This is a genomic window from Granulicatella sp. HMSC31F03 (genome assembly GCF_001807725.1).
GTDB classification, from domain to species: Bacteria; Bacillota; Bacilli; order Lactobacillales; family Aerococcaceae; genus Granulicatella; species Granulicatella adiacens.
The window spans coordinates 1-22,225 of sequence record NZ_KV790845.1; the positions used below are offsets into that span (position 1 = coordinate 1).

The window sequence follows — 22,225 nt, forward strand, 5'->3', positions numbered from 1 at the left end:
AAGGGGTCGTAGGTTCGAATCCTGTATTCCCGATAATTATGAAGAAAAGAAGCTAGACAAATGTCTAGCTTCTTTTTTGTTTTAAAGGCAATTTAATTGGCAATGAGGGAAAACTTTTGTATAATTAAAGTCAAATATAGTCAAGGTTAAAGGAGGAAGATGAATGCAAAATCAGAATCAAAATATGTCCGATTTGATAGAAAGTTATTTAAAAAATGTATTGCTTTCGAATGAAACAGTAGAAATCAGACGCAGTGAGATTGCAGATCAATTCAATTGCGTTCCTTCTCAAATTAATTACGTGATTAATACTCGTTTTACCATCCAACAAGGGTATGTCGTAGAAAGTAAGCGAGGTGGCGGTGGATATATCCGCATAATGAAAGTCAATTTAGTAGATGAAATGGATGTTCTAAACACTTTAGGAGATTTAATTCCGCCTCAATTATCAGTACGAGAAGCAAATCATTTATTACAAAATTTATATGAGAACGAATTAATATCAAAACGTGAAGCCCAAATGATGGCTTTGATGATGGAAAAGGACACGTTTCCAGTTTCTGTTAAAAATGGAGATGAAATTCGTAGTAATATGATGAAAAAATTAATCGATAACTTGAAGTATCGTTAGAAACAGAAAGGATAAAGTCCATGAGTGAAATTTTTACACCAAAAGCAAAAAGTGCGATGGTTTTAGCTGCTAGAGAAGCTATTTTATTTAAGCATCAGGCTGTCGGGACAGAGCATTTATTATTAGGATTAATCTTAGAACAAGAAGGGATTGCTGGACATGTACTACGTGCGGCAGGTCTCACAGCAGAAATCGTTCGTACGGAAATCGAATCACTGACAGGATATGGCTCAAACCGTAAACAGATGGATCCTTATTTAATGCCTTATTCTCCTAGAGCTAAAAAGGTGATTTTATCTGCTACAGATGAAGCAAAACGCCTCGAAGTGCCACAAGTAGGAACAGAACACTTATTATTAGCCTTATTACGTGAAGAAGTATTAGCAACGAAGATTCTTCGTGATAACCAAGTTGACCCTCAAGAATTAATGAAAGAAATCTACGGGAAAATAGGAATTCAACCTGCTAGTTCTGGAGCTGCTAAAAGAAAAGCCCGCCAAGAATCTAGCCAAGAGGGAACCCCTACATTAAACAGCTTAGCGCGTGACTTAACTGAATTAGCCCGTCAAGGAAAGATTGACCCAGTGGTTGGTCGTGAAGAGGAAGTACGCCGCATTATCCAAATCATTAGCCGTCGTACAAAAAATAACCCTGTCCTCGTTGGGGAACCAGGTGTTGGTAAGACAGCTATTGTTGAAGGCTTAGCTCAACGAATGGTCTCTGGAGAAGTTCCTGAAGAAATTGCTGAGAAGCGTTTAATGATGTTAGATATGGGTGCAGTCGTTGCAGGAACAAAATATCGTGGTGAATTCGAAGAGCGCATGAAGAAAATTTTGGATGAAGTATACCGCGAACAAGATGTGATTCTCTTTATTGATGAGTTGCATACGTTGATTGGTGCCGGTGGAGCGGAAGGTTCGATTGATGCTTCTAATATTCTAAAGCCTGCCCTTGCTCGTGGTGAAATCCAAGTTATTGGGGCGACAACTTTAGATGAGTATCAAAAATATATTGAAAAAGATGCAGCTTTAGAACGTCGTTTTGCCTCTGTTCATGTCAACGAACCTAGCGCAGATGACACTGTTGAAATTTTAAAAGGCCTTCGCAAACGTTATGAAGACCACCACCGTGTGGAAATCACAGACGCAGCGATTGAAGCAGCGGTACAATTATCGGTTCGTTATATTACATCTCGTAAATTACCAGATAAAGCCATCGACTTGATGGACGAAACAGCTGCAAAAGCCCGTCTGGACCGCAGTGGTAAACACTCACCACTTCAAAAACTCGAAGTAGAAGTGGCAGAACTCGCAGTGAAGAAAGACGAAGCGATTCGTGAACAAAAATTCGAAGAAGCAGCTCGTTTACGCAAGAAAGAACAAGCCAAACGCGACAAGCTTGAAAAACTTCGTCAAAAAGTAGAAATCGAAGCGAAACAAGAATTCGTTGCGGCCATTACTGAAGAAGATATCGCAGAAGTGGTATCCCAATGGACTGGTATTCCATTAAAACAAATGGAGAAAAAAGAAAGTGAACGTCTCGTGCATCTTGAAAAAGAATTGCATCAACGCGTGATTGGACAAGAAGAAGCTGTATCAGCAGTGGCTCGTTCCATTCGCCGTGCGCGTAGTGGGTTGAAAGATCCAAGACGTCCAATCGGTTCATTCTTATTCCTTGGACCTACAGGGGTTGGTAAGACAGAGCTAGCCAAAACTTTAGCGGAAGCAATGTTTGGCGACCAAGACGCACTTGTTCGTATCGATATGTCTGAGTATATGGAGAAACACGCGGTTAGCCGTTTAGTGGGTTCACCTCCAGGATACGTTGGATTCGATGAAGGGGGACAATTAACAGAGAAAATTCGCAACAAACCTTACTCTGTGATTCTCTTAGATGAAATTGAAAAAGCCCACCCAGATGTGTTTAATATTTTATTACAAGTCTTAGATGATGGACATTTGACTGATTCAAAAGGACGTAAAGTCGACTTCAGAAATACGATTCTCATCATGACATCAAATCTTGGGGCAACAGCTCTCAGAGATGAAAAATCAGTTGGTTTCGGCGCGAAAACCATCCAACATGACCATGCTGCAATGGAAAAACGTATCCGTGAAGAGTTGAAGAATGCGTTCCGTCCAGAACTATTAAACCGTATCGACGAAATTATCGTCTTCCATAAATTAACGAAACCGGAATTACGTCAAATCGTTCAATTGATGACAAAAGATATTAAGACACGTCTTGCGGAACTCAATATCGAATTGAAATTCACTTCAGGTGTGATTGATTTAATTGCAGAAGAAGGATTCGACCCAGAATACGGGGCACGCCCAATTCGTCGTGCAATTCAAAAGAAAATCGAAGACCCACTAAGTGAAGCACTCCTCAGCGGAGAAATTCGCTTCGGCCAAAAAGTGACAATCGGTTCTCAAAAAGGGAAAGTGACGATTAAAGAAACAAAAGTCGCTCCTAAAAAAGAAGCTGTAAAAGTTTAATATTATAATGAAAACAGCCACTTCTATGCTATATAGAAGTGGCTGTTTTTTTAGTAACTTTGTTTTTGTAAGAGTAAGTGACAGAGCGTAAGGTCGTTCATGTCCTTGACGTTGAGCCCAGTTTGTTCTGCAAAACGATCGATGCGATACTGCAAGGTATTCCGATGTAAGAACAATTTTTTACTAGCTTTTGAGACATTTCCATGGGCATCCCAAAGTGCTTCAACGACCTCTTTTACTTCTTCTACGTTTAAAAGAAGGAGTAGTTCATCCGCAATCGGGGCAATATCCACCAGTCCATTGGCGATTCCCCATAGGAGAACAGGAGAAAACTCGAGGCAAGAACGTTTGTGAGAATGTAATAAATATTCAACAAATAGAGCTTTCTCGGCTTGGTATAGTAAGGGTGTATTCGTATTGGTCGCCCAGCGGTTCCCAATAAAGATTTGTAGCTCTACCGCAAAGTCGTCTTCAATAGCGGATTTTACTTCAAAAAGAGTGCTAGCAAGAGCGGTTGAGACTCCCGGATTCACGACCAGCGTGTAATGATGGCGGAAATTTTTGAAGATAGCAAGCGCCCCAACGGTTAGGTTCTCGACGAATTCTAACCAGTCTTTTTCGTGAAAGACACCTTCCTGTTTTGGAAAGACGGCTAAATGCACGCTTTGAATATATGCGATCTCGCTTGGAAGAGCCCCTTTTCCTTCCAAGTAGGCAAGCCAAGGATGCGTTGGAGCAGTTGCTTTTGTCGGTTGTGTAGTTAATGTTTGAATGAGGAATCGTTCACGTTCTGATAAACTTTCTTCTAAGAGAAAAATCGTTTCGCCGTTCAACTGTACAGGAACAGTATTTTGAGTCGATTCTCCAAGAAGGGCATCTGGGAACAATTCTTTCCAAGTCTTTTTCATAAGAACTCCTTTTTGAACAGTGTTTGCCCTTTAAGTATACACGTTGTTTGGGGGAGAATAAAGGTACTTACACTATGAATTTTTAGAAAAATTGGGTAGAATAAAATATATAGTGAAAATAAGGGGGATCCAAAATGTCAACAGAATGGTCATTAAAAGAAATCTATCCTTCATTTGAAAGTGAAGAGTTTAAACGTGATTTTGAACGTTTTTCAAACTTTAGAGAGGTATTCAACGGCTTAACGCTCGAAGATAACTTAGAGTCTATCAAAGCGGCAATTGCGGCACTAGAAGAGTTTAGTGTATTAAGTAGTCGTCTTGGGAACTACATTAATTTAACATTAACTGCTAACACGACAGACGAAACAGCGAATAAATACCGTACTTTATTCGGAAATGCGTATGCTGCGTTAAACAGTGCGTATACAAAAGTCTACAAATTTATTGGAAGCGTGGAAACAGATATCACATCCGACGAAAATCTAAAAGACTACGAATTCTACTTTGCAGAAGCAAAACAACAATACAAACATCTATTATCAGATGAATTAGAAGATGTGATCGCGAAATTCTCTATCAGCGGTGGAGACGGTTGGGAACAACTTTTCGAAGCGATGACTTCAGGCGTTGAAGGCGAATTTAAAGGCGAAAAAGTAACGCTTAGCGAAATTCGTAATATGGCGTATGATGCTGATGCAGCGGTTCGTAAAGAAGCGTACGAAACAGAGTTGAAAATGTACGATACCATCAAAGAACCAATCGCATTTGCCTTAAACAATATTAAACAACAAGTATTAACAGAAACAAGCTTACGTGGATTCGAATCTCCACTAGCGCAAACATTAGAAGCATCTCGTATGTCTCGTAAAACATTGGATGCGCTTCTTGAAGCGATTCGCGAATATTTACCACAATTCCGCGCTTACTTAAAACATAAAGCAGCACTCTTAGGTCATGAAAATGGATTACCATTCTACGACTTATTTGCACCAATCGGAGAAAGCTCACGTCGTTTCACAATCGAAGAGTCTAAAGAATTCTTATTAGAAAACTTCAAAGGCTTCTCGGAAGATTTAGCCGAGATGACAAAAGAAGCTTACGAAAACAACTACATCGACTTCTTACCACGTAAAGGAAAAGTGGGAGGCGCGTTCTGTAGCAACCTGCCATTCATCAAACAATCACGTATCTTAACAAACTTCTCTGGTTCATTAAGCGACGTTGTAACAATTGCGCACGAATTAGGACATGCATACCACGGTTTACACATCGAAAACCACCGTGTATTAAACCAAGAGTACTCAATGCCTGTTGCTGAAACTGCGTCAACGTTCAATGAAAATATCGTGATGAATACAGTGATTAGACAAGCGAGCGATGCTGAAAAAGTAGCCTTACTTGAATCACAATTACAAGATACAACACAAATCATCGTGGACATCTACTCACGTTACTTATTCGAATCAGCAGTATTTGAAAACCGTGAAAAGAGCTTCATGTTCTCGAAAGATTTAGAAAAATTAATGTTGGATGCGCAAAAAGAAGCATACGGCGACGGATTAGATCCAGACGCAATGCATCCATATATGTGGGCTTGCAAACCGCACTACTACAGCAGCGGCTTAAGCTTCTACAACTTCCCATACGCATTCGGAGGATTGTTCTCTAAAGGTTTATATGCCATCTATCAAGAGCAACCTGAAGGATTCGTTGAGAAATATCAAGAGTTATTGCGTGCGACAACAGTAACTTCTGCGGAAGATACTGCGAAGGTGTTGGGTGTAGATGTAGAAGATAGCGCATTTTGGAAGAAAGCATTGGCGCAAGTTGCCGACAACATCGAGCAGTTCATTGCTTTAACTACGGTGAAATAAAAACAGAATATCTGACAGATTCATCCATCTTTTGATGGGATGGATAAACCTTCGAGCATCAGTTGGATGATTGAAAGAGTCATAGTGGGATACCGGCTCGTGCCTGTAGTCACTCACCTTTGAAGCCTCAAAGAGGGAGTAAGGAATCAATTCCTAACTCCCTCTTATTCGTTTCAATACGATTTCCCACTATTCTTTCAATCCACTGATGCTCTTTTTGTTTATCCATAGTGCTCTACAATTGGAGCAGCCAGATATTCTGTTTATTTTTGTTAAAACAACTCACGTAAAAGACACTGGTGCTTCCAATGTACTTCGAGCCCTTTCGGAACTCTTCATAGCAATCATTATAGCTGTATCGGGCTGAGTCTTACGTCTCAGCTCCTATCGAGCCTCAAATTGACTCTAGGAAATAAATTTCCAGAGTCACTAATTCGCATCGATTACACTCGCTATGATGATTGCTATAGAATCCGAAGGACTCTTTCGTACTTTTATGGAGTTTGTTTTTGTTTTATTCCTGCGAGTTTGTAGGGCTTCGCAAGATATTTTTATGCTTTCCTTTTTTGATGGACTGCTGCGATGTTATCGGCAATGCTTAGGAAGGGAACGCATTGTCACTGAGAGTTACTTGAAGGGAGGAGAAGAGACCTCAATAGTGGTGGGGACTTCGTTAGAGGAAGGGGCCACGTTTTATTGCCGAATCCGAAGGGCTCTTTCATTCTTTTTAAGAATATTCTATCCTAGTTGTGAATTTCCATGATTTGTATGCTAGTAATAAAATCAATAAAGATTCTATTCTGTTTGACACTAATGATAAAAATATTTATAATAAGTATACTTATTATAAGGAGGAAGAATTATGGAATTTAGTTTTAGCTTAAAAATCCAAACAACTAAAGAAGAGGCTTGGGAGTACTATGCCAATATTGAAAAATGGTATACTTGGGAGGAAGATTTAAAAAATATTACTTTAAAAGGTAATTTTGAAACAGGTTCAAAAGGAATTATGGAGCTTGAAGGCATGCCTCCAATGGAATACGAACTTACTCATGTAAAAGTATTTGAAGAATTTTGGGATAAAACGGCTACTCCATTTGGGGATATACTTTTTGGACATCAAATTATCGATAATAATGATGGGAGTGTAATTATAAAACATTCTGTAAGCTTAGATAGTGAAGATATCCAACACTTGGAATTTTTAAAACAAGTTTTTTCAGATGTTCCAGACTCTATCTTTATTCTAAAAAAATACTTAGAAAGTTAAGGTGATCTTTGATTGTTTACATCAAAATATAAGAATGATTCTGAGAAATCGACCGGTTTGCTATTTATGAGAGCCTATAATAAATGGCATTTTGTGATTAAACAAGAACTAAAAAAAATTAACCTAACACATCCTCAGTTTGTAGTCTTAGCTGCACTTGCTTATTTACTGCAAACTGAAAATGAGGTTACTCAAGTAATGATTTCTAAACTTTCGGGAATAGATGTTATGACGGTGTCTCAAATTTTAAGTTTGTTGGAAAAAAAGGATTTTGTAAAAAGACAAGAACATTCCAGAGATACTAGAGCAAAAGCCGTTATTTTGAATGAAAAAGCTGAATTAATATTAAAAGAAGCAGTACCTAAAATTGAACATATTGACGAAATGTTCTTTGGAAAATTAGGGAATGATGAGGATACTTTTAAGTATTATCTTGGAAGATTGAATGAGGAATAAAAAAACACCGGTTTAGCCGGTGTTTTTTTGTAAATGAAATATATAGGAATATCGTCTCCATTAAAGAGTTTTAAGCCTGTTTTCTTCGTTTGAAGAATTTGTAGATAAGGAATAACAATTGGTGAAATAAAGCAATTGCGAAGATACTTAAGAGGCCTTCATGATTTAGGAGGAATTCTTTTTTTGAAATATCAAAAGTTCCAACTAAGAAAGCAAGTAGCGTAGAGAGGCTTAAAGCTATTGATTTTTTCCACTCAAGGAGGTTCGTGTTCTTAACTGCCATTTTAAAAAGTGGAAACAGATAAATTCCAGATAGCAAAATACAACCAACAAGCGATTGGAAATCAAATCGGAATATCCCGCCTTTTGGAGCTTCGCTAATGACATCCATGTATTTAGCCCAGATAAAAATAACTCCCCAAAGCAATCCGTATAAGCTATTCATTAAGATGAGTTTTTTGAAAGAAGAATTCATAATAAGCTCCTTTTGGTAATTGATTTTCTGTTAGTATAATTCAAATTTTTTATTTATCGATTAAAACTCGATTCTTTTAGGAATTTTTTAAACAGTTATAATTAGAGTTAAAAGTTTAAGATTGAAGATTTTCCTCACAAAGTGGTTGACAGAAGCAAGGTAGGGTAGTATATTGTAAAACGTAATAAATACGATTTAGAATATTTTTTGGGGGGAATTCAATGAAATTACTGAAGAAATCACTCTTTATTGGAAGTGCTAGTATCGCTTTATTAGGCGGATTTGTTTGGGTGAATCAACAAGGCGCTATGAAACAAGAAGAACCAGTTACAGAGGATACAACAAAAGAAGAAATCGATAAGGAAAAAATGGCCAAATACGAGAAAGCGGCTGAAGAAATTAAAAAGAATAAACCTAAAACTATCGTGGGTGAAGTTTTTACGAATGGATATCTTAAAAAACACGGAGATCACTATCATTTCGTCTATGGAGAAGTTCCAAAAGATGCTATTTTCGAGCATAAAAACGGGAAGACACCTTATCCATTGAATTCTACCGAGGACCATTATACTTTTGATTTCAAAGATGTTGTTGAGGAGAATGAGCTTGGTTATGTGGTGAGACACGGAGACCATTACCACTTTATTTATAAGAGTCAATTAAATCAAACCGCGCATTCGTTTTCTTCACCAGGTCTAGTTCAATCCAATTTTGGAGGAACAACCGGAGCATTCCTGTCAACACCTCCTTCAAGTTCTAGAGAGGAGAATCAAACACCTGACACCTCTTCAAGTGAAAAACAATTTCCAGGAATTCATTATCCTACGAGCGATGGATTTTTATTTGATGGAAATCATATTATCGGAAAAACAAGCAGATATTTATTAGTAGCTCATAATGGTAGTTTAAAAGATGTTCATGTCATTCCGTATGAGCAACTCGTAAATAGTCAATGGGAATATTTGATTCCTAAAGAAAACCTAGAAGAAGCCAGAGCGCGGTATTATGGTCGAAAGGTTGAGGAAGCACCCGAGACTAACGAACCAAATACTACGCAGGAACCGACTCCTTCTGAAAATACGACTCAGGAGAATAAAGCGGAAAAAGAGTTAGAGAGAAAAATCGAGGAAAAAATTGCTCGAATTATGAAAGAATATGGGGTTAAACGAGACCAAATTGTGGTTGATAAGGAAAAGAACTCCATTATTTATCCTCATGGAGATCATCATCATGCAGAACCGATTGATGAGAGTAAACCGTTTAGTGGCGGGCATTCTCATCATAATTATGAAACCTCTAAACCAGAAGATGGAGTAGCCAAAAAACGGAATAATAAAGTGTATACTGGTGCGGAATTAGAAGAAGCAATTGCACTGTTGAAAGCAAGCACCTTTAACAACCAGGCTTTTACTTTAGCCAATGGGCAAAAGCGTGTTTCATTCACATTTGCTCCGGGAATCGACGAGAAATTAGGAACGAATATGATTGTGAAACTCACGACTCCAGACGGTCATCAATTAGAGAAACTATCTGGTCGAGTGTTTGGGGACGGAGTTGGAAATATTGCGAACTTTGAACTTCTTAAATCGTATCTTCCAGGAGAAACATTTAAATATAGTATCACTTCAAAAGATTATCCAGAAGTTCATTATGAAGGGATATTCACAGTGACCGCATCTCTTGCTTATGAAATGGCTAGTCATACTGTTTTCTATCCGTTTTATGCCGGGGACACTCATCTCAGATTGAAACCACAGTATAAGATTCCGGGAGGAACAGAAGCATTGGTACGTGTCTTTGATGAATTCCACGGGACACCATATTTGGAAAATAATTATAAAGTAGGGGAAATTCAGTTGCCGATTCCTGAAGCCTATAAAGGAGTCACTTCTACTCCGGGGAATGTCATTCGTGTGACCTTTATGGCGAACCCTTACGAAGAAAATGAATCGTATTATGTGGTTGAAGTCCCTGTCTTAGATCCAAAACAAAAGACGGAAGAACCGGGAGTGCTCAAACAATTCCAAGAGCATGCGCAAAAAGACGCAGAAAATACGAAACCAACCACAGCAACTGCAGGGGAAAAGGAACAAGGAGAAAAAGAAAACCAACCAGAAGAGACGCCTCAGAGCACTTCAGAAGAACAAAAGGAAACAACGAAAGAAGAGAAACCTTCAGACTCAACTTCTAAGCCAAGCACTTCGCAATCCCAATCTGAAACTCCATCGACTCCAAAGCCTCATGAAAATGAAGGAAGTGAGCCAAGTTTAGATTCAGGAGAGAATGATGAGCCTGCAGTGGACCCTGTCCAAGAAAAACTTGCTAAGTTTGCAGCTGGTTATGGCGTAGGATTAGATAGTTTAGTCTTTAATATGGATGGCACAGCGGAATTGCGCTTGCCGGACGGTAGGTCCATTCCAATCAATATGGCAGATTTTACTAAATAAGAGGATATAAGAAAAAGACGGTAGAGATACCGTCTTTTTTGATGGAAGCAAAATATAAATGATATTGTTGCTTTTTTATTAAATCGTATTGCATCCGTTTCTTAAGAGGAGTACGATAAGAATATTAAGGTTAAAGGAGATGAAGTTATGTTTACGTTAACGAAGGAATTGACGAAACAATATAAAGAAAGTTTTCAAAGTAAGCCAGAGCGTATCGTGGCGCAAAATGCTGCGGTGAAGAATGGCTTGAAAGGTGCTAGTGAAACAGTCGCCTCTGTTGTGGAAAATCAGCCGGTGTATTCGATTGATTTGGAGCACGGAAAAGTAGCCAATCAAAAGGCTTCTGGTCGTTGCTGGATGTTTGCGGCGCTCAATACGTTCCGCCACAGACTTTTTAATAACTTCAAGCTCGAAGAATTTGAACTCTCACAAAGCTATACATTCTTCTGGGATAAATACGAAAAGGCCAATTATTTCCATGAAAATATTTTAAAAACAGCGGGCGAACCTGTGACAAGCCGCAATGTAGCCTTCCTTTTACAAACCCCTCAACAAGACGGTGGGCAATGGGATATGATCGTGTCTATCTTCAAGAAATATGGGGTTGTGCCAAAGAGTGTGATGCCGGAAAGTTTTTCAAGCTCGGCTTCAAGCGATTTGAACAAATACTTAAATAAAAAACTTCGACAAGATGCAAAAGTGCTCCGTGACTTAGTGGCAAGAGGTGCTAGCGAAGCGGAAATCAACGAAACGCGTAAACAATTAATGCAAGAAGTGTATGACTTACTTAGCGTGACTCTTGGAACTCCACCAGAAACATTCGATTTCGAATATCGTGATAAAGACAAGGAATTCCACCGTCACTTGAATTTGACACCACAAAGCTTCTTCGAGCAATTCATGGGCTTAAACTTGGACGATTATGTGTCTATCATCAATTCACCGACAGCGGACAAACCATTCAACCGTTCCTACACTGTTGATATGCTTGGAAATGTCGTTGGCAACCAAGTGCGCTACTTGAACCTTGATATGGCAACCTTCAAAGAGTTAGCGATTCGCCAATTAGAACAAGGGGAATCTGTATGGTTCGGTTGCGATGTCGGTCAATCTTCAAACCGTGGTAACGGTCGTCTTGCGCTGAATAACTTTGACCTTAAAGGTTTAACGGGAATCGATTATTCACTCACAAAAGGCGAACGTCTTGAATATGGCGACAGCTTAATGACGCACGCGATGGTATTAACAGGGGTGAACCTTGTCGATGGCAAACCAAACCGCTGGAAAGTGGAAAACAGTTGGGGTGAAGAATCTGGGGTTGAAGGGTTCTGGATGATGAGCGATGCGTGGATGGATGAGTATACGTATCAGATTGTTATCAGAAAAGACTTGCTTACAAAAGAGCAACTCGACGCTTTCAACAGCGAACCAATTGTATTAGCACCATGGGATCCAATGGGGTCCTTAGCCTAATCTTGTAAAAAACAAAATAAGTCCTCTGGACATCTTCATAGTGGTGACAGTAAAGGCACCGGATTGAGCCGAAGTCTCAATTCCTAGCAAGCTTCAAACCGAGGGTAAGTGATGAATCACGAACCCTCGGTAATTCACATTGCTTGCATCTCTTTACTGTTCCCACTATAGAGTCCAGAGGATTTTTGTTTTTTAGTTTTAGGTAATAGAATCCGTGCTTCCTAGAGCCAAATCAATTGGTTGTGAAAAGTCGAGTTGTCTTTCACTTTTTATGGCTAGGGGTGCTGAATACAGCTTTCTAAAATTAACATATTTGTTAATTAACATATATGTTAATTTTGGAAATGTAGGCAATAAAAAAGGTGGGTAAAGGGCTGGGCCTTTATCCACCTTTTTAAATTTTAATGGCTATTCGCTGCGGAGCGATTCGACTGGGTCTTTCTTCGCTGCAATGCGTGAAGGGATGAGACCAGCTAAGACTGTAAGAACGATAGAAATGAGAATTAGGATAAGAGCGGCATCCCATGGTAATTGTGCAACGCCATCGACCTTGGTTGTTTGAGCAACAATCGCATTAATAGGGAAAGTCGCAAGGAGCGTAATCGCGATACCGAGTACTCCGGAAATAAATCCTTCGATAGCAGTTTCTGCGGTAAAAATGCGACGGATATCTTTCTTGGAAGCCCCCATTGCACGTAGGATTCCGATTTCTTTTGTACGTTCAAGAACCGAGATGTACGTGATAATCGCAATCATAATCGATGATACGATAAGCGAGATAGCTACGAAACCAACAAGTACGGTTGTAATCACGCCCACCATTGTTGTAATGGATGACATGATGGTTTGAATATCGTCGGAGTAGGCGAGCACTTTATCGTCTTCGCCGGCATCTTTTTTGGCCGTGTTATAGGCGTTGATGAAGTCCTTCAACTCTTGTTTTTGTTGGAACGAAGAGGTGTAGAACTCGATGGCAGCCGGTTTGGATTTGTCGATAACCCCCAATTTTGCCAAGTTTTCTTCGTAAGTGGCAGCCAAGTTGTCGTTGTATTGTTGGACGTATTGCGCTTGTTGTTCAGGCGTCATTTTTGCCAATTGAATTTTTTCTTCTTCGGTTAAATCAGCCGAATTGAATGGTTTTGGATCTTTGGCAAATTCTTTTCCAGTAAATACGTTGATGGTTGGATTGGCTTCTTGCTCCTTCACGATGTCACTATTTTGAATTTGCTCAGAAGTGTAATCGATAAGGGCGCTTGTATAGGCCACACCACCAGAAGGAGAGTTCACACTAGATCTTGTGCCTTCTTTTTGACGAAGAACACCGACGATTTTAAGCTCAAGGCCATTCTCGATTTGTGTCTTCATATACGATTTGTCGTCAATTTTATTAATCCATTGGTTGTTCTCCTTAACGAATCGGCTCGTGTTGACAACGGCTTTGAATGTTTTTCCGATGAAATCACTATATTGATATGTTTGAGAACCTAATTCATCTAGTTTTTTTGCATCGTTTAATTCGCTAGGATCTTTGATACGTAAACTATAGAGTAACAAATCACTAATTTCGTTATTCTCATCGGCAATCAGAACGATTTCTGATTTATCTGTTGGCAAACGTCCTTCCAAAACATCGTACTGACTTTCTAACATGTTCGTATCACTCGAAAGTTCACTCCAATAGTCAATATTATGCAAGTAGCCTTTCATTGTTTGGTTAGAAGTTTCGACTTCATCTGCAAGAGTGGAAGGAAGGATACTTTTTGGGCCGTTGGAAGTATCGCTTTCATAAATGTAAGGTTGTAAATTGTATTGATAACGAACATCTTTTGTAAGAGCTTCGACTTGAGAAGCATTCTCTTCCAAATATTTTTTAAAAGAAGCTAAATCATTTTTACCAATTTGTTTTTTTAATAATTTTGTAAGGACAGTATTAACGCCAAGCTCATTATTGTCTTTATAAGGCTTTTCGCTTAAGTCCGGAGAGGTCGCTAGCAGATTACTTTGGTTCTGCTCGCTAATCGTCAGCGGAAGAGAGACGAGGGTATCTTCTTGCACCTTCTTCACGTAGTCGCTCACCCCATTCGAGAGCGCTAGGATAAGGGCAATCCCGATAATCCCGATGGAACCAGCAAAGGCAGTCAGGAAGGTACGGCCTTTCTTCGTCAATAAGTTATTAAACGAAAGAGCAAGAGCCGTCATAAAGTTCATTTTCGTCTTCGTGAACTGAATGTCGCCTTGTGTTTTCTCTTCTGTTGGTTCGTATGGATTCGAATCGCTCAAGATGTTTCCATCTAATACTTGTACGATACGTGTGGAGTAGGTCTTTGCAAGTTCTGGGTTATGCGTCACCATGATAACCAGACGTTCCTTGGCGATGTCTTTTAATAACTCCATGATTTGAACTGAAGTCTCGGAATCGAGCGCTCCTGTAGGTTCGTCAGCTAAAACGACTTTTGGATTATTCACAAGGGCACGCGCAATCGCGATTCGTTGCATTTGTCCCTCAGACATCTGACTTGGTTTCTTATATAAATGGTCTTTTAGGCCAACTCGTTCGAGCGCTTCGATGGCACGTTTTTTGCGTTCAGCTTTTGAAACACCAGAGAGCGTCATCGCAATCTCGACGTTAGAGAGTGCCGTTTGGTGGCCGATGAGATTATACGATTGGAAAACAAATCCGATCGTGTGGTTTCTGTAACTATCCCAATCGCGGTCTTTAAATTGCTTTGTTGATTTTCCTTGGATGAGTAAATCACCAGACGTGTATTGGTCGAGTCCACCGATGATATTTAATAGGGTGGTTTTCCCAGAACCCGATTGCCCGAGAATGGAGATAAACTCATTTTCACGAAAGCGAATCGAGATATCCTTCAACGCGTGAAACTCTTGATTAGCTGTATGATAAACTTTTGAAATATGTTGTAACTGTAGCATCATTTAGCTCCTTTCATAGTTGGGTTAAGTGTACCACAGATGAAGGGGCATAACCTAGGACTCTGGTCGGAAATTTAAATTTTTGAGTATTGAAACTATTATTAAAATCTGTATAATAGGAATACAACATAAAAAAAGGAGTTCAACGAATGACAATTGATAAAGTAGCTCTTATGGAGCAAGCAAAAGAAGTATTAAAAAATGCCTACTGTCCTTATTCAAAATTTCCTGTAGGTGCGGCTGTTTTATACAAGGATGGTCGTGTGATTACAGGAGCGAATGTGGAGAATGTATCGTTTGGTGTGACAAACTGTGCCGAACGTAGTGCTATTTTTTATGGAGCTTCGCAAGGCTACCGCCAAGGAGATATTGCAGCCATTGCAGTTGCAGGAAAGACAGAAGGCTTCTTACCTCCTTGTAATATTTGCCGTCAAGTCATGGTTGAATTCTGTGGACCAGAAACTCCAGTATTTCTATTGAATGGAAAAGGAGATATCCTTGAATTAAAATTAGAGGAGTTAGTTCCTTACTCATTCACAACATTGAATATGTAATCAAAAAGGCTTTAGAACATTGTTCTAAAGCCTTTTTATGATTCTGGTTGGCTGTATTGGCAACAGATTTGATACTCTGGATACGAAGAAAATTGTAAGGAGAGATACGATTGAACAAACTGAAATCTCTCCAGAGCAATATTTCGCTCATCTTCATTTTTAGAATGTTCCAAGAGGTATGCAACCCAACGTAGAAATAGCTGGGGAGAGGTATCTTGCAGAATTTCTAGTAGCTCTTCTTGATAGGGGAAGTTTTCTTGTCCCATGTGTTGGTTTAAAGTATGAATAGAGATCCAATCTTTTGAATCATAAGAAATCTCTTCGGTAGTTTCCTGTAATTGGTCTAGAAAAGAGGAAAAGTTCTCCGCTAAGGTGAGCCATTGATCCATTTCCGTATCCACTAAACGAATACTTGGTTCTGAATGGGGTCCTTTTTGGACATCAAAGCAATAATATACAGGGCCATCTTGGAAGAAGACAATCAAATACTCAGGTAGAGAAGTCTGCTTACTTTGCCATTCTTCGCAAAGAATACTAGGGAACAAATCACCCGAAGTAAAGCCGCAAATTCCATTACACAAAGCATAATCAATCCCAAATCGAGTAGGATCGCTTGTATAAATTTTAGTTTTTTTGAAGTATCCTGCTCCATTTTTGAGAATAAAATCGATATACGCTTTAGGAATAGGCAAAGGATACTCTTCAGGGATATCCTGTTGGATGGGGGATAAAAAGTGGTTTTGAATCATAAATCTCCTTCAGGCTGTTCATTTTGACTAGAGAAGGATGTACACAGCCTTATAATCTGATATAATATACTTATCTTCTATTTTACACGTATTTTTGAAAATATGGTATAATAGGGGTACTTAAATTAAAGGAGCGTGACAATATGTCAGTACTATATACTATATTAGGAATTGTCGTTGTGCTAGTTATTTGGGGCGTTTTTGCTTACAACAGCCTTGTACAACAAAAAAACTGGGTGAAGGAAGCATGGGCACAAATCGATGTTCAATTGCAACGTCGTAATGACTTAATTCCAAACCTTGTTGAAACGGTTAAAGGATATGCAAAACACGAACAAGAAACATTATCTCAAGTAATTGCGATGAGAAACCAAATCGCTGGGATGGGAAATGACGTTTCACCACAAGAAAAAATGGATGCATCTAACCAATTATCAGGTGCTTTAAAAACTGTTTTTGCTTTGGCTGAAAGCTATCCAGATTTAAAAGCCAACACTAATTTCTTAAACTTACAAGAAGAATTGACAAATACAGAAAACAAAATTTCTTATTCTCGCCAATTGTACAATTCAAGTGTTGCGAAATACAATATTACTGTTGAATCTATTCCAACAAACATTGTTGCTGGATTTGGTGGATTTACAAAAGAAGAATTGTTAGAAACTCCAGTAGAAGCTCGTAAAGTTCCTGAAGTTAAATTCTAATCAATAGTTAATCTGAAGGAAGGAGTACTGATATGTTACATCAGCAAATTGCTTCTAATAAAAGAAGAACAATTGTTGTGATTGCTTTATATATGGTGCTCTTCATCGCGGTAGGAATCGGTATTGGGTATTTTACATTAAATAATGCAACAGCTGGAGTAATCCTTGCTGTAGTGATTGGTGGAATTTATTCATTGATGATGATTTCGAATGCGACAAATGTAGTGATGCAGTTAAATCATGCCCGAGAAATCACGGATAAGAATCAAGCGCCAATGTTATGGAATATTGTGACAGATATGTCGATGGTTGCTCAAGTTCCAATGCCCCGAGTGTTTATTATTCAAGATGAATCTCCGAATGCTTTTGCAACAGGAAGTTCGCCTCAAACCGCTGCAGTAGCAGTGACAACAGGGTTACTTGAACGATTAAATCGTGAGGAATTGGAAGGCGTTATTGCTCATGAATTTGGGCATATTCGCAACTATGATGTTCGTTTACAAACCATCGCTATTGCGCTTGGAGCAGTCATCGCATTACTGGTTCAATTCGGTAGTCGAATGATGTTCTGGGGTGGCGGAAGAAGAAGTAGTGATAATGATGATGAAGACGGAGCCAATGCAATTTTTATGGTAATTGGTCTAGTCGCAATGATTCTTGGACCTTTTATGTCGACGATTTTACAACTCGCATTATCCAGAAACCGTGAATATTTAGCGGATGCAACAGCAGTCGAATTTACAAGAAATCCTTATGGGCTTATTTCTGCCCTAAGAAAGATTTCTGAAGCGCCACCAATGACGGAAGCGAATAAACAAAGTGCAACATTATACATTTCGAATCCGTTTGGAGAAAGTGGAGATTCTCTTTTTGCAACCCACCCTTCAACGGAAAACCGTATTAAACGTTTAGAAAAAATGTAGAAATTAGACTGGGGGCTTCCTCAGTCTTTTTGTTTTCAGAAAGTGGAACTTTTTAGCGATAAGGAAAGAGGTTAGGTTGATGTCATTCATTAGAAAAAATGTACTACTGGAAGAGGGGACGTTCTTTTATTATCTACATGAAGAAAGCCTCTTTCACGAAGAATCTTATAAGGAATTATGTAGGTATATTGAAGGGTTGGAATCTATTTCGTTAGAGGATTTTAAAGACCTGGTATTTCTTCATCACCAAGTGATTCGTCATTTAGTGTATCATTTTGATCCTGTGGATATTGTTGAATTAAAGAACTTTCCAACAGATTATTGGGAAGTGATTGAAAGAATAGACATTGCGGTGAAAAGAATCACTCAGAAAGTCAAATGCTAAGAATGGACACTCCAAAAGAAGGTAAGAAAGAGAGTTGAAGAAATCGCTCCAACTCCTTTTGTGTATAGAGGGTGGAAATTTTACTTTAGAATATTGCTAAATTGTTACAAAAGAAAACGGTTCAATTGTAAAATGTAATCTAATTTATATGTTTTATAGTTTGAAAATCATTTATAATGGAGATTATAAAACTTAGGAGGTGGGAGTCTGTGGCAAAACAATTGTATATCCATTATGATAGCGTATCGAACCATGTGTTGGCTAAATCGATCGCGTTCCATTTGTCTGCCTTACCACAGTCTGAAATTCCTCAAAATATCCTCCTTTTGAATGGGAAATCTAGTCTTGCCACTCATGATGCTTATACTGGATTTATGTGGATTAAAGGACGCAAAAATGTGTTGGAATATCTTCAAGGTGTAGCAGAAGGGAAAGAAACTCCATCAAACTGGGTTGATTTTGACTCTATTGAATTCGTTCATCAACTCACGCCGCAAGAGATTGCTGATTTACTCTATATCTCTCATGCGAAAACACATTTACACTCACCATTTTTCTATAAATTACAAAATAATTTTATTTACCTATGTTTGGATAATGAATATTCTAAAGTGTATTATCGAAAAATCGAACAGTTTTTACCGCTCTTATCAAGACAAGTACAAATTGAGATGACGGATATTTTAAATCAATCACCGAAGTTTTTCTTCTTTGGTTCTGAAAAAGAAGCAGAAGCGATTTCGATTGAAGCTTTAAAAGAAATGATGCCTCTTTACCGCGAAGGAATCAGTTTGGCATTTGATCAAGTGAATAAGCAAGAGGATGTTTATGAAATACCGATTTTCTTGACGGAAGATCGTTACCATTACGCGAATAAAGCAGTGACGCAAAATGTACGCATTGGACAATTAACATATAACGAAACGTATCAAAATTGGAAAATTTCGGCAAAATTACCAATGACGGATGCCATTTAAAACACTTTTCAAAGAGAATCTTTGGAAGGTGTTTTTTGTTGGTTTTGTCTGAACTTGTAAGGCTTCCGCCGTTTTGTTATACTGTAACGTGCAAGGTTATTATCTAAAATAACAGACATGGACCACATAGATTGGTCGTTCGCTGGAAGCGAATAGTTTGGAGGATTCATATGAAAGTTGTTGTCATTTATGGCGGAAAAAGTGCCGAGCATGATATTTCAATCTTAACGGCAGGATCAATTATTAAAGAGATTTATTTTGAATATTACGATGTACAACCCGTGTATATTACAAAAGAAGGAACTTGGTTAAAAGGGGAAGCATTAAAAGCTCCGGTTGCTTTTGATCAAGCGCTTCGTTTAACAGAAGGGCTGGAAGCTCGTTTTGCAACAGTTGAAGGGGAAGTATCTACAGGAGTTCGCATTCAACCAAGTGATATTGCAGGACCGGATACAGTCGTTTTTCCAATTTTACATGGACCAAACGGAGAAGACGGGACCATTCAAGGCCTCTTTGAAATTCTAGATCTACCTTATGTAGGATGTGGCGTTTTAGCAAGTGCCAATGGAATGGATAAAATTGCTAGTAAGCACCTATTCCAACAAGCAGGAATTCCACAAGTGCCATTTGTTCCTTTTGTAAAGGCAGATTTCAAAAAATCTCCTGAAGCGATTTACAATCGTATTGAAGGGACACTGCGTTACCCAGTGTTTGTGAAGCCTGCTAATATGGGCTCAAGTGTAGGGATTTCAAAAGCAACAAATCGTGAAGAATTAACCACTGCGATTGAGGAAGCTCTCAAATACGACCGTCGAATTGTTGTAGAACAAGGAATCGATGCCCGCGAAGTTGAAGTGGCGGTTCTTGGAAACGATGAAGTGAATACTTCAGTTGTTGGAGAAGTTGTCAAACAAGCAGGATTCTACGATTACAACGAAAAATACATCAACAATACAACAACACTTCAAATTCCAGCAGCAATTCCTGAGGAAGTTTCCGCAAAAATTCGTGAGTATGCCGAAACAGCTTTCCGTGCGATTGATGGTAGTGGATTAACCCGTTGTGATTTCTTCCTTACTGAAACACAAGAAGTTTTCATTAATGAAGTGAACACAATGCCTGGATTCACACAATTTAGTATGTATCCGAAATTATGGGAAGCAATGGGGATTTCTTATAAAGATTTAGTGGAAGAATTGATTCGTTTAGCCCTTAAACGCTATAACGATCGTCACGCAGAGTAAGGAGAAGAACGATGAGTATTGGAACAGTTGCCGAAATTACGAAAGCAGTTGGCGCGATTGATTATCAATCGGCACATCGATTCGAAACGATTGAGTCAGTAGCCTTTGATACACGAAAATTAGGACCAAACAGTCTTTTCGTGCCACTTCAAGGTCAAACGGACGGACATGATTATATAGAACAAGCGATTCAAGCAGGCGCAACAGCAGTGTTATGGGGAAGAAAAGATCTTACACCACCAGAAGGCATTTACGCAATCTGGGTAGATGATCCACTTGAAGCGTTTCAAAAATTAGCGAAATGGTACTTAGAAAAAGTATCTCCTCGTGTCGTTGGAATTACAGGAAGTTCTGGGAAGACAACGACAAAAGATATGACAGCAGCCGCTCTTAGCTCACGCTACCGTGTCTATAAAACACAAGGAAACTTCAATAACGATATCGGCTTACCGCAAACGATTTTAGATATGCCGGAATCAACCGAAGCACTTGTCTTAGAGATGGGAATGAGTGAATTCCACGAAATCGAGTTTCTATCAAAATTAGCACGTCCAGAAGTCGTTGCGATTACGCTCATCGGTGAATCGCATATGGAACAATTGGGAAGTAAGGAAGGCATTGCTAAAGCCAAACTTGAAATCCTTTCTGGACTACAGGAAAACGGAACTTTTATTTATCCAGCACATGAAGACTTAATTACAGCAGGCATTGCACAAGCTGAAAAACCAGCAAACTTCAACATCGTTACAGTCGGCGAAGGAAGCAAGGAACTCTCAGCACGTAACATCGAACTGTATTCAGACCACACCGCGTTTGAATTAGTGACACCAACTGAAACAGTGGCGGTAACTTTACCAGTCCTTGGAGCGTACAACGTTTCAAACGCGCTTTTAGCGATTGAAATTGCACGCACATTAGACGTTCCACTTTCAGATATCGTGTCAGCCTTAGCGAACTTCGAATTGACGAAGAACCGTACACAATGGGTGAAAGGCCAAAACGGAGTAGCCATCTTGAATGATGCTTACAACGCCAGCCCAATCGCGATGAAATCCGTCATCAAATCATTCGTTTCAGTGGACGCAACAGGACGTCGCGTTCTCGTTCTTGGAGACATCCGCGAGCTCGGTGAACATTCAAAAGAATTGCACGCCAGCATCTCAGAAGTCATTTCTCCAAACGAAGTTGCTCTTGTGTACTTGTACGGCGAAGAAATGGAAGCACTCTATGATGCGTTGAAAGGTCAGTTCGATTCAGCAGCCCTTCACCATTACATGGACAAAGAAGCCTTGATTGCTGACTTGAAGGCTGAACTCAAAGAAGGCGACCAAGTCCTTATCAAATCAAGCAACGGCACAGGCTTACTAGCAGTGGTCGATGCCCTAAAAGCAGAATAATAAATGTAAAGTAAAGCGAGAGACGCACCACCGTCCCTCGTTTTTTTCGTCCCCTCCCTGAGAACTATCTATTATAAAGTGTCCCATTTCTCAACCGCACCACGAGCAGCAAACCCTCCCGCATCCTCCCGCTTTTTATAGGTTGTCAATGCGCTGTGAATACGGGCGGAAAATCTAGCGGATTCAATAGTAGCAGTAATGGGGAATCGCATTAAATGCGAATTAGCTGGAGTTAGAAATTGATTTCAACCTCCAGCTTTGAGGCTTTAAAGGTGAGAGACGAAAGACTCGAACCGTTGCCCCATTACAGCTATTATTGAAAAATC

18 protein-coding genes are annotated in these 22,225 nt (G+C 39.2%); 14 read left to right on the forward strand and 4 right to left on the reverse strand.

Annotated features, from left to right (window positions below):
• The first annotated feature begins 163 nt into the window (after positions 1 to 163).
• Positions 164 to 631: a CtsR family transcriptional regulator gene (locus HMPREF3106_RS01350; RefSeq protein WP_049555907.1), complete on the forward strand. Its 468-nt coding sequence runs from the start codon at positions 164 to 166 to the stop codon at positions 629 to 631.
• A gap of 20 nt (positions 632 to 651) precedes the next feature.
• The gene (locus HMPREF3106_RS01355) at positions 652 to 3,129 is read left to right on the forward strand and encodes an ATP-dependent Clp protease ATP-binding subunit (RefSeq protein WP_070443912.1); all 2,478 of its coding nucleotides are present in this window, start codon (positions 652 to 654) and stop codon (positions 3,127 to 3,129) included.
• 50 nt (positions 3,130 to 3,179) lie between these two features.
• Here the strand turns inward: HMPREF3106_RS01355 and HMPREF3106_RS01360 are convergent, their stop codons facing one another.
• The gene (locus tag HMPREF3106_RS01360) at positions 3,180 to 4,037 is read right to left on the reverse strand and encodes a helix-turn-helix domain-containing protein (protein ID WP_049555905.1); all 858 of its coding nucleotides are present in this window, start codon (positions 4,035 to 4,037) and stop codon (positions 3,180 to 3,182) included.
• 134 nt (positions 4,038 to 4,171) lie between these two features.
• Here HMPREF3106_RS01360 and HMPREF3106_RS01365 point away from each other — a divergent pair, with 134 nt between their 5' ends.
• The 3 genes from HMPREF3106_RS01365 to HMPREF3106_RS01375 all read left to right on the forward strand — a co-directional run bounded on the left by HMPREF3106_RS01365 (position 4,172) and on the right by HMPREF3106_RS01375 (position 7,637).
• On the forward strand, positions 4,172 to 5,911 hold the full coding sequence (locus HMPREF3106_RS01365; RefSeq protein ID WP_049555904.1) for a M3 family oligoendopeptidase: 1,740 nt from the start codon (positions 4,172 to 4,174) through the stop codon (positions 5,909 to 5,911).
• A gap of 862 nt (positions 5,912 to 6,773) precedes the next feature.
• Positions 6,774 to 7,181 (forward strand): SRPBCC family protein, encoded by a 408-nt coding sequence (locus tag HMPREF3106_RS01370; RefSeq protein ID WP_005607059.1) that lies wholly within the window; start codon positions 6,774 to 6,776, stop codon positions 7,179 to 7,181.
• Positions 7,182 to 7,193: 12 nt separating this feature from the next.
• On the forward strand, positions 7,194 to 7,637 hold the full coding sequence (locus tag HMPREF3106_RS01375; RefSeq protein WP_049555902.1) for a MarR family winged helix-turn-helix transcriptional regulator: 444 nt from the start codon (positions 7,194 to 7,196) through the stop codon (positions 7,635 to 7,637).
• Positions 7,638 to 7,707: 70 nt separating this feature from the next.
• Here the strand turns inward: HMPREF3106_RS01375 and HMPREF3106_RS01380 are convergent, their stop codons facing one another.
• A complete protein-coding gene (locus HMPREF3106_RS01380; RefSeq protein WP_070437358.1) occupies positions 7,708 to 8,112 on the reverse strand; it encodes a hypothetical protein in 405 nt (134 codons plus the stop codon).
• Positions 8,113 to 8,333: 221 nt separating this feature from the next.
• On the opposite strand from HMPREF3106_RS01380, the gene HMPREF3106_RS01385 reads away from it, so the two are divergent.
• Both HMPREF3106_RS01385 and HMPREF3106_RS01390 read left to right on the forward strand, forming a co-directional pair.
• Positions 8,334 to 10,559, forward strand: a complete 2,226-nt coding sequence (locus HMPREF3106_RS01385) for a pneumococcal-type histidine triad protein (RefSeq protein ID WP_053091371.1) — start codon at positions 8,334 to 8,336, stop codon at positions 10,557 to 10,559.
• Positions 10,560 to 10,706: 147 nt separating this feature from the next.
• Positions 10,707 to 12,032 carry a C1 family peptidase gene (locus tag HMPREF3106_RS01390; protein ID WP_070443915.1) on the forward strand — a complete coding sequence of 442 codons (1,326 nt, stop codon included), beginning with the start codon at positions 10,707 to 10,709 and terminating at the stop codon, positions 12,030 to 12,032.
• A 408-nt stretch (positions 12,033 to 12,440) separates the two neighbouring features.
• Here HMPREF3106_RS01390 and HMPREF3106_RS01395 read toward each other — a convergent pair whose 3' ends face one another.
• Positions 12,441 to 14,966, reverse strand: coding sequence for an ABC transporter ATP-binding protein/permease (locus HMPREF3106_RS01395; protein ID WP_070443918.1), 2,526 nt, complete (start codon positions 14,964 to 14,966; stop codon positions 12,441 to 12,443).
• Between the two features lie 149 nt (positions 14,967 to 15,115).
• On the opposite strand from HMPREF3106_RS01395, the gene HMPREF3106_RS01400 reads away from it, so the two are divergent.
• A complete protein-coding gene (locus tag HMPREF3106_RS01400; RefSeq protein ID WP_039849142.1) occupies positions 15,116 to 15,520 on the forward strand; it encodes a cytidine deaminase in 405 nt (134 codons plus the stop codon).
• Positions 15,521 to 15,555: 35 nt separating this feature from the next.
• On the opposite strand, the gene HMPREF3106_RS01405 is transcribed toward HMPREF3106_RS01400, so the two are convergent.
• Positions 15,556 to 16,269, reverse strand: a complete 714-nt coding sequence (locus HMPREF3106_RS01405; protein ID WP_049555898.1) for an SMI1/KNR4 family protein — start codon at positions 16,267 to 16,269, stop codon at positions 15,556 to 15,558.
• 143 nt (positions 16,270 to 16,412) lie between these two features.
• On the opposite strand from HMPREF3106_RS01405, the gene HMPREF3106_RS01410 reads away from it, so the two are divergent.
• The 6 genes from HMPREF3106_RS01410 (at position 16,413) to murF (ending at position 21,899) form a co-directional block, all read left to right on the forward strand.
• Positions 16,413 to 16,973, forward strand: coding sequence for a LemA family protein (locus tag HMPREF3106_RS01410; RefSeq protein ID WP_049555897.1), 561 nt, complete (start codon positions 16,413 to 16,415; stop codon positions 16,971 to 16,973).
• Positions 16,974 to 17,005: 32 nt separating this feature from the next.
• On the forward strand, positions 17,006 to 17,896 hold the full coding sequence (gene htpX / locus HMPREF3106_RS01415) for a zinc metalloprotease HtpX (RefSeq protein ID WP_005607040.1): 891 nt from the start codon (positions 17,006 to 17,008) through the stop codon (positions 17,894 to 17,896).
• Positions 17,897 to 17,975: 79 nt separating this feature from the next.
• The gene (locus HMPREF3106_RS01420) at positions 17,976 to 18,281 is read left to right on the forward strand and encodes a hypothetical protein (RefSeq protein ID WP_049555896.1); all 306 of its coding nucleotides are present in this window, start codon (positions 17,976 to 17,978) and stop codon (positions 18,279 to 18,281) included.
• A gap of 209 nt (positions 18,282 to 18,490) precedes the next feature.
• Positions 18,491 to 19,258, forward strand: coding sequence for a hypothetical protein (locus HMPREF3106_RS01425; RefSeq protein WP_049555895.1), 768 nt, complete (start codon positions 18,491 to 18,493; stop codon positions 19,256 to 19,258).
• Positions 19,259 to 19,428: 170 nt separating this feature from the next.
• Positions 19,429 to 20,502 carry a D-alanine--D-alanine ligase gene (locus HMPREF3106_RS01430; RefSeq protein ID WP_070443921.1) on the forward strand — a complete coding sequence of 358 codons (1,074 nt, stop codon included), beginning with the start codon at positions 19,429 to 19,431 and terminating at the stop codon, positions 20,500 to 20,502.
• An 11-nt stretch (positions 20,503 to 20,513) separates the two neighbouring features.
• Positions 20,514 to 21,899: a UDP-N-acetylmuramoyl-tripeptide--D-alanyl-D-alanine ligase gene (gene murF / locus HMPREF3106_RS01435; RefSeq protein ID WP_070443924.1), complete on the forward strand. Its 1,386-nt coding sequence runs from the start codon at positions 20,514 to 20,516 to the stop codon at positions 21,897 to 21,899.
• Positions 21,900 to 22,225: the final 326 nt, after the last annotated feature.

What these genes read in the sequence shown, in the direction of transcription:
- murF (WP_070443924.1), top strand. Translation starts at nt 20,514, where the DNA reads ATGAGTATTGGAACAGTTGCCGAAATTACGAAAGCAGTTGGCGCGATT.
- htpX (WP_005607040.1), top strand. Translation starts at nt 17,006, where the DNA reads ATGTTACATCAGCAAATTGCTTCTAATAAAAGAAGAACAATTGTTGTG.
- HMPREF3106_RS01360 (WP_049555905.1), bottom strand. Translation starts at nt 4,037, where the DNA reads ATGAAAAAGACTTGGAAAGAATTGTTCCCAGATGCCCTTCTTGGAGAA.
- HMPREF3106_RS01365 (WP_049555904.1), top strand. Translation starts at nt 4,172, where the DNA reads ATGTCAACAGAATGGTCATTAAAAGAAATCTATCCTTCATTTGAAAGT.
- HMPREF3106_RS01385 (WP_053091371.1), top strand. Translation starts at nt 8,334, where the DNA reads ATGAAATTACTGAAGAAATCACTCTTTATTGGAAGTGCTAGTATCGCT.
- HMPREF3106_RS01405 (WP_049555898.1), bottom strand. Translation starts at nt 16,269, where the DNA reads ATGATTCAAAACCACTTTTTATCCCCCATCCAACAGGATATCCCTGAA.
- HMPREF3106_RS01430 (WP_070443921.1), top strand. Translation starts at nt 19,429, where the DNA reads ATGAAAGTTGTTGTCATTTATGGCGGAAAAAGTGCCGAGCATGATATT.
- HMPREF3106_RS01370 (WP_005607059.1), top strand. Translation starts at nt 6,774, where the DNA reads ATGGAATTTAGTTTTAGCTTAAAAATCCAAACAACTAAAGAAGAGGCT.
- HMPREF3106_RS01355 (WP_070443912.1), top strand. Translation starts at nt 652, where the DNA reads ATGAGTGAAATTTTTACACCAAAAGCAAAAAGTGCGATGGTTTTAGCT.
- HMPREF3106_RS01400 (WP_039849142.1), top strand. Translation starts at nt 15,116, where the DNA reads ATGACAATTGATAAAGTAGCTCTTATGGAGCAAGCAAAAGAAGTATTA.
- HMPREF3106_RS01380 (WP_070437358.1), bottom strand. Translation starts at nt 8,112, where the DNA reads ATGAATTCTTCTTTCAAAAAACTCATCTTAATGAATAGCTTATACGGA.
- HMPREF3106_RS01420 (WP_049555896.1), top strand. Translation starts at nt 17,976, where the DNA reads ATGTCATTCATTAGAAAAAATGTACTACTGGAAGAGGGGACGTTCTTT.
- HMPREF3106_RS01395 (WP_070443918.1), bottom strand. Translation starts at nt 14,966, where the DNA reads ATGCTACAGTTACAACATATTTCAAAAGTTTATCATACAGCTAATCAA.
- HMPREF3106_RS01390 (WP_070443915.1), top strand. Translation starts at nt 10,707, where the DNA reads ATGTTTACGTTAACGAAGGAATTGACGAAACAATATAAAGAAAGTTTT.
- HMPREF3106_RS01410 (WP_049555897.1), top strand. Translation starts at nt 16,413, where the DNA reads ATGTCAGTACTATATACTATATTAGGAATTGTCGTTGTGCTAGTTATT.
- HMPREF3106_RS01350 (WP_049555907.1), top strand. Translation starts at nt 164, where the DNA reads ATGCAAAATCAGAATCAAAATATGTCCGATTTGATAGAAAGTTATTTA.